The following is a 14085-nucleotide window of genomic DNA, read 5'->3' as shown; positions in this document are numbered from 1 at the left end:
AAGGGAAAACAATATATAATATGTTTATGATTAGCACAATCGGACACATATGTCAGAAGATACTATTCATGTCCGGGAAGAGCAGGGGGAAGAAATATGTCAGAGATCATTTCGCTGGAAGATATTTTAAAGCAGCTGTATGCCATATCGGGCATCCTCATCGACGTGTATGACCTGGAGGGGCATTCTGTTGCCAGGTATCCGGATACAGGCGCCTATTTTTGCAGCCTGGTGACCAGGAACTCCCAGGGATGTGAACGATGCGGCCGGGACAACAGAGAGGCTTTTGCAACGGTGCGGGAGGAGCACAAAGTACATATTTACCGGTGCCATATGGGGCTGTATGAGGCAGTGTTCCCCCTCTACCACTACGGGCGCCTGGCAGGGTATATGATGACCGGGCAGATGCTGGAAAAGCGGGAGGGAGCCGCGGAAGAGGTGATGCAGAAAGCCAGGCAGATGAACCTGGGGAGCGAGGAGGAGATAGCGGAGGGGGTGAAAAAGCTGGTGCGCATCGATCTGGAAGAGATCGGGGCTTTTGTGACCATGTGCAGGGTCTGTGCGGACTATATAGCCAACCATCATCAGTTCCCGGTCACTGCCACTGGAACGGCCAAAGAGATCATCCGCTATCTGGAAGAGCATTACAGGGAGGACATTACTCTGGAAGGGCTGTGCCGCTGGTTCGGGTACAGCAAGACAAGGCTGAACCAGCTGTTCCGCGAGTACACAGGCACCTCTGTGTACCGCTATCTCATGGGTGTGCGACTTACCAATGCATGCAGAAGCCTGAGAAATTCGGAAAAGTCCATCTATTCAGTTGCTTTGGAGAACGGATTTTCCAATCAGAATTATTTCTCCCGGCAGTTTAAAAAATATATCGGATGTACGCCCGGGGAATACAGAAGAAACCAGGAGAGGGAAGGCGGTCAGAAGGCATGAAAACAGAAAAAGGATTCTACAGAAATTTCTTTTCCATCTATATCATGCTGGTGCTCCAGAATGTGGTGACCATCAGTGTCAATCTGGCGGACAATGTGATGCTGGGAGGGTACAGTGAGGCCGCCCTCTCCGGCGTGGCGGCTGTGAACCAGATCCAGTTTGTCTATCAGCAGCTCCTTCTGGCTCTGGGGGACGGGCTTGTAATCTTCTGCAGCCAGTACTGGGGAAAACGGCAGACAGAGCCCATGCGGAAGATCTCCTCGGTGGCCATGCGGGCGGGACTGTTTATAGCAGTCGTTCTTTTTGCGGCGGTCAGCCTCTTTCCGCACAGAGCGGTGGGGCTCTTTACCACGGAAGAGTCCATCATACGGGAGGGGGCAGCCTATCTGGGGATCGTAAAATACACCTACGTCTTCTTCGCGGTGACTATCATCCTGCTGGCCACGATGCGGAGCGTGGAGACGGTAAAGATCGCCTTCTGGCTGTCGGTCATGGCGTTCTGCGTCAATTGCTGTATCAATTATGTGCTGATCTACGGGAGATTCGGAGCGCCCGAGCTGGGGGCAAAAGGAGCGGCCATAGGGACGCTGGCGGCCAGGATCGCGGAGTGCGCTGTGCTCCTTGTCTATATAGCGAAAAAAGAAAAAAAGCTGCATTTGCAGCTGAAAGATTATTTCCGGGCGGACCGCCTGATGGCGGGAGACTATTTCCGGGTGTGCCTGCCCATGCTGGTGGTGCAGGGACTGTGGGGGCTCAACACAGCTCTGCAGACAGTCATATTGGGGCACATGAGCGCTGCTGCCATTGCGGCAAACAGCGCGGCATCCACCCTGTTCCTGCTGGTGAAATCCATGTCTGTGGGGGCTTCCTCCACCGCGTCGGTCATTGTGGGAAAGACTATCGGGACGGGCAACATCCCTCTTGTGAAGCATTACTCCTCCATCATGCAGAGGATGTTCGTGGTGATCGGCCTTGTGTCCGGTCTGCTCCTCTTTCTGATCCGCATCCCCGTTATGACGCTCTATGACCTGTCCCCGGAGGCGATGGAGATGATGAATACGTTCCTCATCATCCTGAGCGTGGTCTGTGTGGGTATGTCCTACCAGATGCCCACCAACAACGGCATCATCCGTGGCGGCGGCAATGCCATGTTCGTAGTGAAGATGGACCTGGTCAGCATCTGGATGATCGTCATCCCCCTGTCCTTTGCTATGGCTTTTGTGGTGAAGGCTTCTCCGGCGGTGGTGGTGTGCTGCCTCAACGCAGACCAGATATTTAAATGCGTGCCTGCCTTTCTGGAGTCCCACTACGGGAACTGGATACGGAAGCTTACGAGAGAGTAAACCCGCAGGACATATTGATGAAAACGATAAGTGGGATCATACATGTGAAAAAACGATTAGACGCCCAATTCCCTGCTTGCTATACTTTCTTTGATACCAGAGAAAAAGGTATGGTAGGAGGTATACAATTATGAAAAAGAAACTGGTGAGCATGCTGCTCTGTGCAGCTATGGCAGCGACACTGACAGCAGGATGCGGCTCGGACAGCAGCGGTGAAAGCGGAGAGAAAAGCTCTTCTTCCGGTGAAAGTAAGGAAATCACTTTTATGGCGCCTGACTGGGCAAACCCGGGAGATGAGCTGCTGGCAGAATTCACGGAGGAGACAGGTATCTCTGTCATTTTTAATGAGGTGAGCTGGGATGATATCCGGGATAAGGTGTCTATTGCGGCCAGCGGCGGAGAGGCAGCAGCTGACGTGATCGAGGTAGACTGGTCATGGGTAGGAGAGATGAACAGCGCGGGATGGCTGGAGCCTATCGAGATGACAGATGAGGACAAGGAGGACATGCCTACGCTTGAGACCTTTACCATTGATGGTGAGATACTTGCTGTGCCTTATGCAAATGATTACCGGATCGCCTACTATAATAAAGAGCATTTTGAGCAGGCTGGAATTACAGAAGTTCCTGAGACTTGGGATGAGGTATATGATGCTCTGAAAAAGATCAAAGAAGCAGGGATCGTAGAGTATCCCTACACAATGCCGATGAACGCGGATGAGTCTGCCACCACTTCTATGATGTGGATGGCCTTCTCAAGAAGTGGCCAGGTGTTCAATGATGACGATACACTGAATGAAGAAGCGGTCATGGATGCTCTGACATTTGAGAACCAGCTTGTGCAGGATGGATTTGTGGATCCAGCATCTATTTCTTTCAATGGCATGGATTGCTACCGCAAGATCACATCGGGCGAGGCCAGCTTTATGGTAGGTCCTACCAAGTTTGTGGGTATCAGCAATGATCCTGAGCAGTGCTCAGAGATCGGAAACATTGTTCCTATCCTTCTTCCGGGAACAGACGGAACATCTCCGCAGACAATGGCTCTTCCGGAAGCAGTTGGAATTACTTCCTTCTCAGAAAACAAAGAAGCAGCCCAGGAGTTCGTTAAATGGTACAGCTCAGCAGATGTCCAGAAGAGAATGTACGCAGTCAACAGTTCCATTCCGACAAGAAACTCAGTCTTGGCAGAAATGGTAGAAGATGGCACATTTGAAAATGCAGGGGCCATGCTGGACGAGGCAGACCTGATCAAGTCTGTTTTTCCCAATGGCGTTCCTTCCTACTATTCTGAGATGAGCAACACTATGTACAATAACATTAATCAGATGGTTCTCGGAGAGCAGACTCCCCAGGAGGCATTTGATGCGATGAATGCGAAAGTGAATGAATTAATTGAAAAGAAGTAAGATATTACCTTATGCATTACTGGCGCCCATTATTCTTATAATGGGCGTGTTGGTGTTTTATCCGACGATCATGACATTTTCATATAGCTTAAAGGAGATGAAGCTGACCAGCCCGGAGGACACAGACTTTGTGGGCCTGTCCAACTATGTGGATGTCCTTACTTCAGACTCTTTTATGTATAGCTTGCAAAATACTCTGTTCCTCCTTGTCGTAGTTGTTATCCTGACTACAGTCCTGGGGTTTGGTGTGGCTCTTCTGCTCAATGTGGATACAAAGATATCGGGGCTTTTGATGGCGCTGGCCGTCCTTCCCTGGGCGCTCCCGCCCATTGTAAATGGGATCATATGGCGTTTTATTTTTCATCCAGGATATGGTTTTATGAACAAGCTCCTTATCAGGCTGCATTTTATAGAAGAGCCCATTATGTGGCTGACAGACCGGTGGCTGCTTCTTCTGATCGTGGCTATCGTGGTGGCGTGGAGGAGTATTCCGTTCTGTGCGATCGTCTGCCTCTCGGGGCTGCACGCTATCCCGGAAGAACTCTATGAGGCAGCAAAGATAGACGGCGGCGGCAGGGTGACTGTCTTCCGATATATAACGGCACCGCTCATGATGCCTTTTATCGGTATTGGCATTACATCTGCATCGATCACGGCCATCAATATTTTTGACGAGATCGTAGCCCTTGCAGGGTACAAAGATCTGGGGAAAAATCTTCTGATCGAGAGTTATCTCACGACCTTCTCCTTTCTGGATTTTGGAAAGGGGAGCGCTCTTACTTATCTGATTATGCTGATGGCGGCCGTGCTTGGGTTCTTTTATCTTAGAAGTCTGAACAGGGAGGTGGAATTTTGAAGAAAAAAGTTTCTCCTCTCTACTGGGTGGCGGTGGTTATCTTTCTTGTTTTGACAGTGGGACCTTTTGTGTGGGCCTTCTCGATTTCTGTCACACCGGAGTATGAGATGTTTAAAAACACTATGAACATGTTCCCCAGCGAGATTACCTGGGATAACTATCTTACGCTGTTTGATTCTATCAGTCAGCAGCATATCCGGCTTTTCCGAGGGCTTGAGAACTCTCTGAAGGCAGTGGCGTGTACACTTGTCATCGGGATTCCTGTGGCTGCAGTCACAGCCTACACTTTGAGCAGGATGGAGTTCAGGGGGAAGAAGATCATCAAGAACGCGATCTTGATTACTATGGTCATTCCGGTGTTTGCGACTATCATTCCTCTATACAGGATGTTCTCGGCTATGGAACTGCTCAACAGCACTTTTTGGCTGAGCATGGTATATGCCAGCTCCTTTCTGCCTATGAGCATCTGGCTGATGAGCAATTACTTTTCGACGATACCCAGGGAATTAGAAGAAGCCGCCCTTGTGGACGGCTGCGGACGGCTAAGGACATTTTTCCGGATCATACTTCCGGTGTCCTATCCTATCATATGTGCCAGTATGCTCATTATGTTCCTGAGCGCCTGGAGTCAGTTTCAGATTCCCCTGATCCTGGCGTCGAATATTGACACAAAGCCGGCGGCCATTGTGGCCTCGGAGTTTATGACAAAAGACACAGTGCTTTACGGAATTACTGCTGCTGCGGGGATGCTGATCATTCTGCCGCCGGCCATTGCAGCGCTTGTCTTCCGGAAACTTCTCGTTAGAGGAATGACAGGGGGATCTATCAAGGGGTAAAAGATCATGCCAGATTGATAAAATGAATCAGCAGATCTGTTTAAACACAGGAGGCATGGGAAATGCAGGATAATGCGAATTCCTGTGCCTTTTTCAGATCCTCCCGGTCCGGGTGAGTCATGGCGCAGTCAAAGTTTCGGATAAACCCGTCTACCTGCGGGGCGTTTTCGCTGGTGCGCATGTTCTCGTATTTCTGGCGGACCTGCATGGGCATCTTTCCCTGGCAGATGTAACAGCCCAGGTAGCGGCAGCTGCTGTTGATCCATGCGCTGACATTTTTCTCAATAAGGCTGTAGTATTCCGCGGATCTTCCCATGCCGCAGGTGCCGAAGAGGGCAATGTTCTTATTCTCCAGGGAGCTGAGCAGATCGCTCACCTCTATGCAGCAGGAGCCTCTGTGAACGCAGAAGCCGATAAAATAAGTGGAAGCCTCGGGGATGGGCTTGCCGCTGTCTATGTCGATCAGATCTCTGGAGCCCTCCGGCAGGGCGGAGAAGATGGCGGCAGCTACGCTCTTTGTGTTTCCGGACTGGCTGTTGTATAAAACTAAATAATCCAACATATGCACGTACCTTCTTTCATGATATCTTTATCAGCTCTTCTTGATGAACCGGGTCTGGCATTTGGGACAGCGGATCTCGATCTTGCCCTTGCCTTTCGGAACCCGGATCTTCTGCCGGCAGGTGGGACATTTGTAGATGTGGTGGGTCTTGCGCTGTGCCATCAGGTTTTTCTGGGTGGCGAACCAGGTGCGGATCCGGCGTGTCTTTGCCAGGTAGGCCTGGTTCTCGGCAGAGCGCCTGTAAATGTTCCTGGAAAACAGCCGGAAGTATGTGTAGATGATCAGAGCCCAGGAAAGGAGCGACAGGATGGCGCTCTCGAATAAACCGGACAGGATCATCACGATAAGAGCGGCGATCAGGGTCGCCTTTCCAAAAGAGTCAAAGCCGTAGCGCCCGGCCATAAATCGTATCAGTTTTTCTTTCATTTTCTCATCCTCCTATCTGCAATCATACTCCCGCCGCCTGCAAAGTCAATAAACTGGAAATTAAAAATATATAAAATAATAGAAGCACATCTTTTGATGTGTTATACTGGGAAAGAACAGGCATCGTGCAATAAGACGTGTGTTTATGGAGAAAAGGAGTTAAGACATTGAGCGAAAAGAAGCATTACCATAGAGGGAGAAGGCGCTCTTCCGGCCCCGCCGGGAACCGCGGCAGCAGCCGGGACAGCAGCCGGGAAAGGGCTGCGCGTCAGGTGGAGAGACGGCCGGAAGAAGATTGGGAGAACGATTGGATCGATCTGGAGGAAGATGAGGATCTGCGAACACCGGACCAGGTGAAGGCTAAAGGGAAGAGAAGAGCTGGTTCCGGAGGCAAGGCGGCCGCCGGGAAAAAGAAAGGGAAAACTCCCGGAAAGGGCGAGAAAAAGAATGGACGGAAGGGCCGCCTGGTCAGCAACATCATCCTGGTGGTGGCCATCATTGTCTTCTGCGTGTCCGCCTTCCAGCTCTTCCGCATCCTCTCGGGCTACTATGAGGGGCGCAAGGAGTACGACGAGGTGAAGGAGCTGGCTGTCACGGAGGAGGAGACAGCGGAAGGGGAGCCCCGTTTTAAAGTGGATTTTGACGCGCTGCTGGGGATCAATCCGGACACGGTAGGATGGATCCGCTTTGCCCCGGAACCGGCCCAGATCAATTATCCCCTGGTCCAGACGGCGGACAACAGCACCTATCTGAATAAGACTTTTTCTGCCAGTGACAACACGGTGGGGGCTATTTTTGTCAACACCTACAACAATCCGGACTTTAATGACAGGAATACCATCGTATACGGGCACCGCATGAACGACAGCTCCATGTTCCACGATCTGGCCAAATACGAGGAGAAGTCATTCTGGGAGGCCAATCCATACTTCTATATCTATACGCCGGACGGGCGGGAGATCACCTACCACATCTATGCGGCGGGGCAGGTGACGGAGACATCGGACACGTACCTGACGGACTTTGCCGATGACGCTGCCTACCAGGCTTTCCTGGACTATACGAAGGAGGCATCCGCCTACGACACGGGCGTGGAGGTGACTACCCAGGACACGGTGGTGACGCTGTCCACCTGTACCCGGGCCAGCGACGAGCACAGGATGGTCGTTGTGGGAGTGAAGGAAAGCGAGGAGCAGATCGATTAGTGTGGGAAAGTCGGATGAGCCAGGAGAGAGGGGGGAAGGAAGATGACACCGTACACATACGAAGTGGGAGATATTGTCAGGATGAAGAAAAAGCACCCCTGCGGGAGCTTTGAGTGGGAGATCCTCCGGGTAGGAGCGGACTTCCGCCTGAAGTGTCTCGGGTGCGGGCACCAGATCATGATCGCGAGAAAGCTTGTGGAGAAAAACACAAAAGATTTGAGGAAAAAAGCTTGAAATAAGCAGGCTCATATGCTATCATATTAACTCGTGATATATCAGTATCCGACCGGAGATCGTCCGGAAGGGTATCCTTGCTCCCGGCGAAGGCCAGGGGCCAAAAGACCAGAAGGAGGTGCAAACTACATGAATAAGTATGAGTTAGCTGTTGTAGTCAATGCAAAGATCGAAGACGAAGAGAGAGCACAGGTCATCGAGAAGGTGAAAGAGATGATCACTCGTTTCGGCGGCAATGTGACAGACGTTGATGAATGGGGTAAGAGAAGACTCGCTTACGAAATTCAGAAGATGAAAGAAGCTTATTACTATTTCGTCCACTTCGAAGCTGATGCTACAGTTCCAGGCGAGATCGAGCAGAGAATCCGCATCATGGACAACGTACTCAGATATTTATGCGTAAAACAAGAGGCATAGTATACAGAGAGGTAGAAGAATGAATAAAGTAATTTTGATGGGACGTTTGACGAGAGACCCGGAAGTGAGATACTCACAGGGAGAGAACCCGTTGGCCATCGCCAGATTTACACTGGCTGTAGACCGCCGGTTCAAGCGTGACGGAGAGCAGAGCGCGGATTTCATTTCCTGCGTTGCCTTCGGAAAGCAGGCTGAGCATGCGGAGAGATACTACAGACAGGGGATCAAGATCGTTGTCTGCGGGCGTATCCAGACGGGCAGCTACACCAACAGGGACGGCGTGAAGGTATACACAACAGAGGTTGTAGTGGAAGAACAGGAATTTGCCGAGAGCAAAGCTGCAAGCGATGCACATGCAGGCGGTTTCCAGTCAGCTCCCCAACCGGCACCAGCCGCACCGGCCGGTGACGGCTTCATGAATATTCCAGATGGAATAGACGAAGAATTACCGTTTAATTAAGGACATATTGTGTATAGAAAGGAGAGACCATCATGGCTTTCGAGAAAGGAAATCGTCCTGAAGGCGGCTTCAAGAGAAGAGGCGGCGGACGCAGAAGAAAAAAAGTTTGCGTGTTCTGTGGAAAAGAGAACAACGAGATCGATTACAAGGATGTAGCAAAGTTAAGAAAATATATCTCTGAGAGAGGAAAGATCCTTCCCAGAAGAATTACAGGAAACTGTGCAAAACATCAGAGAGCTCTGACAGTAGCTATCAAGAGAGCAAGACATATCGCTTTAATGCCATATGTTCAGGACTAATTTAATTAGTCGAGTATGAGTGAATGAAAGAAAAGCCTTTAAATACCGGAAATCCGGTGTTTAAGGGCTTTTTCTGTATTCGGGAAGTCTTATATGTTCTTAACAGTTCTTGGGATTTTTTAGGAAAATGGTGTAAAATTTGGTGTATGGAATAAGCATGGTGTAAAAACAGTGGGGAAGAATGGAGTAAGGCAAAATAAGATGATCACTATATTTTTTAATAACAGAAATACCCTGACGAATCTGTTAAAGAAGAGATCTATCAGGGCATTTTTGGTTTAAGAATTCAATTTTACAATGACTGATCTGTGTCGCTTGGAATGTATTTGCAAATATCCTGAATGTCGCAGTCCAGGATACGGCAGAGATCATTCAGCGTTGTAGTATTTAATGGTTTATTCTTTCGCAGTTTATCTATCGTAGAACTGGAGATATGATGCTTGTTGATCAGTGTATATGTTGATTCGTTTGATTTCTTTAGAGTTTCCCAGAATGGACTATAATCAATCATGTCATACCTCCTATATCTAAAGGATAGTATGTAGTTGTTTTGTTGACTATAGTCATTAAAAAGACTATAATTTATGAGAGAATGATGTAGATGGATTATTAATCAGATAATCAGATGAAACAATATAATAAACTCAACCGGAATAATATGTGTTTTGGAAATATGGAATGGACAAAAGATCAATATGAGCGTTTTGAAAAATTTATTCTTGGAGATGATATGGATTTCTATGAAGAGTATATGATCAATCTGTCGGATGAGGAACAGAAAAAATTCTTTGCAGAAAACCCTAATTTTATGTCCGCCTATCCGATAAATTGTAACAAAATAAAATTACTAAGGGATCCGATCTATAGAGGACTGATGCGGAAGATAAAAAGATATGAGGAAAGCAAATAATAAATAGGAATGTCGTATTAGTCTTCCTCGCATTTATTGGTTTTTCAGCTTTGTGGACAGGCAGGAATTTGGGTCGTGTTTCGGTATCTTTTTTTAAAATTCTCATAGGTTTACATGAGCTTTTTTGACGGCGGGTATAGTCAGCTTAGGATTATCCCGCCGATTGTTCTGACTGATGATTTTGCAGCGTTTCGGTGTCGTTTTTGAATACAGTTACCGAGGTAAATTATTGCAGACACTATCAGCTACAAGTGTAGCTGATTAACGAGGGTTTGGGGAAATTGTAATCCCCAACAAGATGCCGACCACGGATCATACAAAAGACAGAAATTCTGTTTTGTATTACCGGGTGGATCTTGCTCTTATTATCACGCAAATATTTCTATCTCAAATTTTTAAAGTTTTATTCTCAAAAGCATGGCATGCTTGTAATTACAAGGCGTTGAAGAAAATCATTTGGTGTAAATTAGAAATATATTTTTAGAAAACTTTATTCTGAATATTTATCTGTTACTAAAATGTTCTGTTGTTCTAACAATGCATCAATAATCTTACTTAGTGTTATTAATGTTGTCGTATTGCACTTTTCTATTTTTTTTACAATTTCAGTATTTATTATACTTTCGCGTTTTACATATGGGGTGTCTAATAAAAAATAATCCAAATCTTTGTCTAAAATTATGGAGATTTTTAGAAGCATTGTAAGAGATATTTTTGTTTGCCCTATTTCAACATGACTCAAGTGGTTATTTGAACACCCAACCCTTGCACCTAGTTCTGCTTGACTATATCCTTTTTCAAGTCGGGCAGTTTTAATGCGTTGCCCAATTTTATAATAATCAATTTCAGGTGGCATATTTTCACCTCGCCAACTTATACTTCGGTATATTATAAATGGTGTATTTTGCCGGAACAACAAACTATAAATGCAGATTGCATTTATAAATACAATATGATATAATTTCAAAGTCGAAAAATAATTGATTTTGTTTGCTTTTGGGGGGAATGTAGAATGTCAGGTATCATCATTATTATTATTATCGGATTAATAATTTTTTATTTAGTATCAGAAGCTTCATCTAGCCATGAAAGTGTAAAGGAGGAACAAGAACGTATACTATATGAAATGGCTGAGCAAAAGAGAATTGAAAAAATGAATAAAGTACCAGTTAATGGTCGACGTTGTTTAGGATGTAAAAATGCAAAAATATACAATGATAATATTGAACCACCTTTATTTAAATGTAGCCGAAAAGAAGTAAATGGAATTGTTGAAGAAAGAACCGGATGTCCATATTATGATCCGATGTTAGGCTCTTTTATTAAGTAAAAACATATCAGTAATATTAACGATGTAAGAAAGGGAAGGCTTTAGCGTGTATAAAACAAATGATGAATATGTTCTTAGAAAAATAAATGGATTGTACTTCCTTATGTCGTCGGGTAAATGTGTAAATAGGAAATGGGTATATCAATTGAACGAAACAGGGGCAAGAATTTGGGGATTCTATAATACAGGCGGCTCTTTTCAGGAATTAATTATGCATCTTGAGAAAAGTTATAATCGAAGTTTTGACGATACTGAAGCAAAAGAGATTTATGCGTATGTACATCAATTAGTGAAAGAGGGATTAATTAGGGGGGGAGATATCGATGGTAGAGGAGCTGCAGAAAATAACAAATTGTCTTGTTAAAAAAAATCGAATACCGATAAATGGAGGTATTGAAATACTGAGTGCATGTAATTTTCATTGTGTTCACTGTTATAACGGAATGGAACCCGTGACTTATATGACATATGAATTTGCCAATCAGTTAGCAGAGCAATTAGAAAAAATGGGTACTATGCATGTCTATTTGACTGGCGGAGAAGCATTGCTGCACCCTCAATTTTCTGAAATATATAGAAACTTTCGTAAAAGAGGAATTACAGTTAGCATATTAACAAACGCATCGTTGATAGATAAGGAATACATAAAACTGTTCGAAAACTTTACACCTTATAACATAGATATTTCGTTATATGGGATTACAAACAAAACATATGAAACAGTAACAGGTATGAAAGATGGCTTTGATAAGGTGCGAGAAAATATTTATATGTTATCTGAGAATAAGATACCGTTCTCTTTAAAAACAGTAGTTCTTAAAGAGAATATTTGCGAGCTTGACGAAATGATAACTTTCGCAAACAAAGTTGGAAAAGTATTGAATGTGCATACAGATATTAGACCATTAAATAACGGTAATCAAAAATCGAAAGAGCATCAATTGTCATTAGATCAAATTATTGAAATAGAAAGAAAAACAAACAAATGGAAGAAATACAAGGAACAGTATAGCGAACGGACAGAAGAAAGACGAAAAAGGAAAGAAGAAGATTATTTGTACTTCTGCGAATTAGGGAAATATACTTTCTTTATTACGTATCAGGGCATATTATACGGTTGTGCAAAAGAGCGGCGCCATGGATATGATTTACATAATATCTCTTTTGAAGAAGGATTTGACCGTATGTTGAAAGATATTGTTTTGAAGAAGAATAGTCAAATGAATAAATGCGCATTCTGTAAATATATAAAATATTGTGATTATTGTCCAGCTCAATTTGAATTAGAGACAGGAAATAGCCTGGATCCTCCAATTGATGTATGTAAATTAGCTTATAAAAGATTTTTGTGTTTTGATAAAGTTATATAAAATGTTATGTTTTATATAAAGTATGTACATGAAAGGAGGAAATAGTATGTTTGAATTACCATTGATTACTGTAGTAGTAGACACCACGGATGAAAATGACATGGCAGGAGGTCAGTACTCAAACGACATGTCATGGACCGGTGATTGCTGCTATAGAGGATAATACTTATTTAAGGAACTGTTACGTTGTAATGGTTCCTTTTTCAAATGCCAAAGGAGATAGTACATGGATTTTTTTAAGAATATACAAAAAGATATTGAACAATATGGCAAAAATGGTGACCATAGCTTAGAATATGTTGGAATTAACTTAAACAAGGGAAACTCTTTTGAATATAAATGCTACCGATTTTTGAAAAACTTTCCCTCCGATTTGGAATTACCTAATAATCCATTTGCTAATCATTCTATGTTAAAGCAGTTGGATTTCCAAAAAAACTATGACGAAAACATATATCGTATTTCATATAAAATTAATCCAAACTGTTGTCAAGAAAAACAAACCGATAATTTAGAACTGCAAATCAAACACATAATCCAGCTTGCAAAGTTTGATTTAAATATTGCTCATCTTATAATTGATGTAAATAATTTTATTAAAAATATATTAATGACAGAAGTAGAACCTATTTGTGTCTTAGGTTGCAAGATAGATCAAAAAGGAGTTGTTCGTGATATAAAAGTATATTATCAACTGAAAATATACAAAAAGGAAAATTTTGTTTCTGCTTTTGCAGATACAGAAAAGTATTTTCGTATTATTGAGTTTATGGGTACAATAGGAAAGATTAATAAAGAACAGATGGATAGAATAAAAAAATTTTTAAAATTGCATCAACCAATGAATATGAGCCAATGATGTTGGGAATAGACATTGGAAAAAAGATATACAAAATTAAGTATTATTTTCAAATAAATGAAAATCTTTTTGAGAAAAATGATTATTACAAATTGAAAAGTCTTACAAACTCAGTAGAAATAGAAGAGATTATTCAAAAATTTATGACACTTGGCCTGAAAATGAAAGGATTCACAATTCCATATTACAGTCATAACACACATTCCATGATTAATCTATATTTTTGTGAACAGTAGAATATTAATATATATTTTTTCCATTCTAACGCTATTCTTCCTTTTTGAATCTTCAAATGATGATAAAGATTGCATTAGCATACTTACTTTTTAGAAGAGGAAACAGGCATTTTCATTGCAATAATTAGAACACGAGTTATAGTAAGATAATTATAGCCATTGGGTAATTAAAACCTGATGGCTTTATTTTTGAAAAATCTATCAAACTTTTTATAATTCCTATTCCAAAATACATTAGTGAATGAAGAATAATCACAAGATAGAACTCGATTTTATTAATGGAACTCTATCGCGATATTAAAAAAAGAGTTGTGGTTTTCCCTTGTAAAATGTCCCCTCCCTGTTGGGTTAAGTGAAGGGAAAAATATTTTTTCCTTTCAGAGACTGTCGAT

18 protein-coding genes are annotated in these 14085 nt (G+C 43.7%); 14 read left to right on the top strand and 4 right to left on the bottom strand.

What is annotated here, in order from left to right; translation table 11 throughout:
- Positions 1-96 precede the first annotated feature (96 nt).
- The 5 genes from FGQ86_RS07620 to FGQ86_RS07600 all read left to right on the top strand — a co-directional run bounded on the left by FGQ86_RS07620 (position 97) and on the right by FGQ86_RS07600 (position 5385).
- Positions 97-942: a PocR ligand-binding domain-containing protein gene (locus FGQ86_RS07620; RefSeq protein WP_052084060.1), complete on the top strand. Its 846-nt coding sequence runs from the start codon at positions 97-99 to the stop codon at positions 940-942.
- Positions 939-2285 (top strand): MATE family efflux transporter, encoded by a 1347-nt coding sequence (locus FGQ86_RS07615; RefSeq protein ID WP_138303366.1) that lies wholly within the window; start codon positions 939-941, stop codon positions 2283-2285. The genes FGQ86_RS07620 and FGQ86_RS07615 overlap by 4 nt, the downstream gene beginning before the upstream one ends.
- Before the next feature lie 130 nt (positions 2286-2415).
- Entirely contained in the window at positions 2416-3693 is a 1278-nt protein-coding gene (locus tag FGQ86_RS07610; RefSeq protein WP_033126208.1) for a sugar ABC transporter substrate-binding protein, read from the top strand.
- Positions 3694-3763: 70 nt separating this feature from the next.
- Positions 3764-4549, top strand: coding sequence for a sugar ABC transporter permease (locus FGQ86_RS07605; protein ID WP_330601314.1), 786 nt, complete (start codon positions 3764-3766; stop codon positions 4547-4549).
- Positions 4546-5385 carry a carbohydrate ABC transporter permease gene (locus tag FGQ86_RS07600; RefSeq protein ID WP_076780240.1) on the top strand — a complete coding sequence of 280 codons (840 nt, stop codon included), beginning with the start codon at positions 4546-4548 and terminating at the stop codon, positions 5383-5385. Before FGQ86_RS07605 ends, FGQ86_RS07600 begins: the two co-directional genes overlap by 4 nt.
- 40 nt (positions 5386-5425) lie before the next feature.
- Here the strand turns inward: FGQ86_RS07600 and bilS are convergent, their stop codons facing one another.
- Positions 5426-5947 (bottom strand): flavodoxin family protein BilS, encoded by a 522-nt coding sequence (gene bilS, locus FGQ86_RS07595; RefSeq protein ID WP_052084062.1) that lies wholly within the window; start codon positions 5945-5947, stop codon positions 5426-5428.
- 30 nt (positions 5948-5977) lie between these two features.
- Positions 5978-6373 carry a hypothetical protein gene (locus tag FGQ86_RS07590; RefSeq protein ID WP_138303365.1) on the bottom strand — a complete coding sequence of 132 codons (396 nt, stop codon included), beginning with the start codon at positions 6371-6373 and terminating at the stop codon, positions 5978-5980.
- A 167-nt stretch (positions 6374-6540) separates the two neighbouring features.
- Between FGQ86_RS07590 and srtB the strand changes: the two genes are divergently transcribed.
- The 5 genes from srtB (at position 6541) to rpsR (ending at position 8988) form a co-directional block, all read left to right on the top strand.
- Positions 6541-7578, top strand: a complete 1038-nt coding sequence (gene srtB / locus FGQ86_RS07585; protein WP_243127190.1) for a class B sortase — start codon at positions 6541-6543, stop codon at positions 7576-7578.
- 42 nt (positions 7579-7620) lie between these two features.
- On the top strand, positions 7621-7812 hold the full coding sequence (locus tag FGQ86_RS07580) for a DUF951 domain-containing protein (RefSeq protein WP_087174396.1): 192 nt from the start codon (positions 7621-7623) through the stop codon (positions 7810-7812).
- A gap of 129 nt (positions 7813-7941) precedes the next feature.
- Positions 7942-8229 carry a 30S ribosomal protein S6 gene (gene rpsF / locus FGQ86_RS07575; RefSeq protein ID WP_087174397.1) on the top strand — a complete coding sequence of 96 codons (288 nt, stop codon included), beginning with the start codon at positions 7942-7944 and terminating at the stop codon, positions 8227-8229.
- A gap of 19 nt (positions 8230-8248) precedes the next feature.
- Positions 8249-8689: a single-stranded DNA-binding protein gene (locus tag FGQ86_RS07570; protein WP_087174398.1), complete on the top strand. Its 441-nt coding sequence runs from the start codon at positions 8249-8251 to the stop codon at positions 8687-8689.
- A 32-nt stretch (positions 8690-8721) separates the two neighbouring features.
- Positions 8722-8988: a 30S ribosomal protein S18 gene (gene rpsR / locus FGQ86_RS07565; RefSeq protein WP_033126215.1), complete on the top strand. Its 267-nt coding sequence runs from the start codon at positions 8722-8724 to the stop codon at positions 8986-8988.
- A 292-nt stretch (positions 8989-9280) separates the two neighbouring features.
- Here rpsR and FGQ86_RS07560 read toward each other — a convergent pair whose 3' ends face one another.
- A complete protein-coding gene (locus FGQ86_RS07560; RefSeq protein ID WP_138303364.1) occupies positions 9281-9499 on the bottom strand; it encodes a helix-turn-helix transcriptional regulator in 219 nt (72 codons plus the stop codon).
- A gap of 889 nt (positions 9500-10388) precedes the next feature.
- A complete protein-coding gene (locus FGQ86_RS07550; RefSeq protein ID WP_138303362.1) occupies positions 10389-10754 on the bottom strand; it encodes a helix-turn-helix transcriptional regulator in 366 nt (121 codons plus the stop codon).
- 156 nt (positions 10755-10910) lie between these two features.
- Here FGQ86_RS07550 and FGQ86_RS07545 point away from each other — a divergent pair, with 156 nt between their 5' ends.
- The 4 genes from FGQ86_RS07545 (at position 10911) to FGQ86_RS07530 (ending at position 13457) form a co-directional block, all read left to right on the top strand.
- Positions 10911-11228, top strand: coding sequence for a hypothetical protein (locus tag FGQ86_RS07545; RefSeq protein WP_138303361.1), 318 nt, complete (start codon positions 10911-10913; stop codon positions 11226-11228).
- Positions 11229-11274: 46 nt separating this feature from the next.
- Positions 11275-11592 (top strand): PqqD family protein, encoded by a 318-nt coding sequence (locus FGQ86_RS07540; RefSeq protein WP_138303360.1) that lies wholly within the window; start codon positions 11275-11277, stop codon positions 11590-11592.
- The gene (locus tag FGQ86_RS07535; RefSeq protein ID WP_138303359.1) at positions 11552-12598 is read left to right on the top strand and encodes a radical SAM protein; all 1047 of its coding nucleotides are present in this window, start codon (positions 11552-11554) and stop codon (positions 12596-12598) included. The genes FGQ86_RS07540 and FGQ86_RS07535 overlap by 41 nt, the downstream gene beginning before the upstream one ends.
- A 226-nt stretch (positions 12599-12824) precedes the next feature.
- The gene (locus tag FGQ86_RS07530; protein ID WP_138303358.1) at positions 12825-13457 is read left to right on the top strand and encodes a hypothetical protein; all 633 of its coding nucleotides are present in this window, start codon (positions 12825-12827) and stop codon (positions 13455-13457) included.
- The last annotated feature ends 628 nt before the right edge of the window (positions 13458-14085 follow it).

This window comes from Clostridium sp. BSD2780061688st1 H5 (assembly GCF_005845155.1).
GTDB lineage: Bacteria > Bacillota > Clostridia > Lachnospirales > Lachnospiraceae > Claveliimonas > Claveliimonas intestinigallinarum.
The sequence above is the reverse complement of the archived record's forward strand: the minus strand, read 5'-3'. Positions and strand labels throughout refer to the sequence as shown.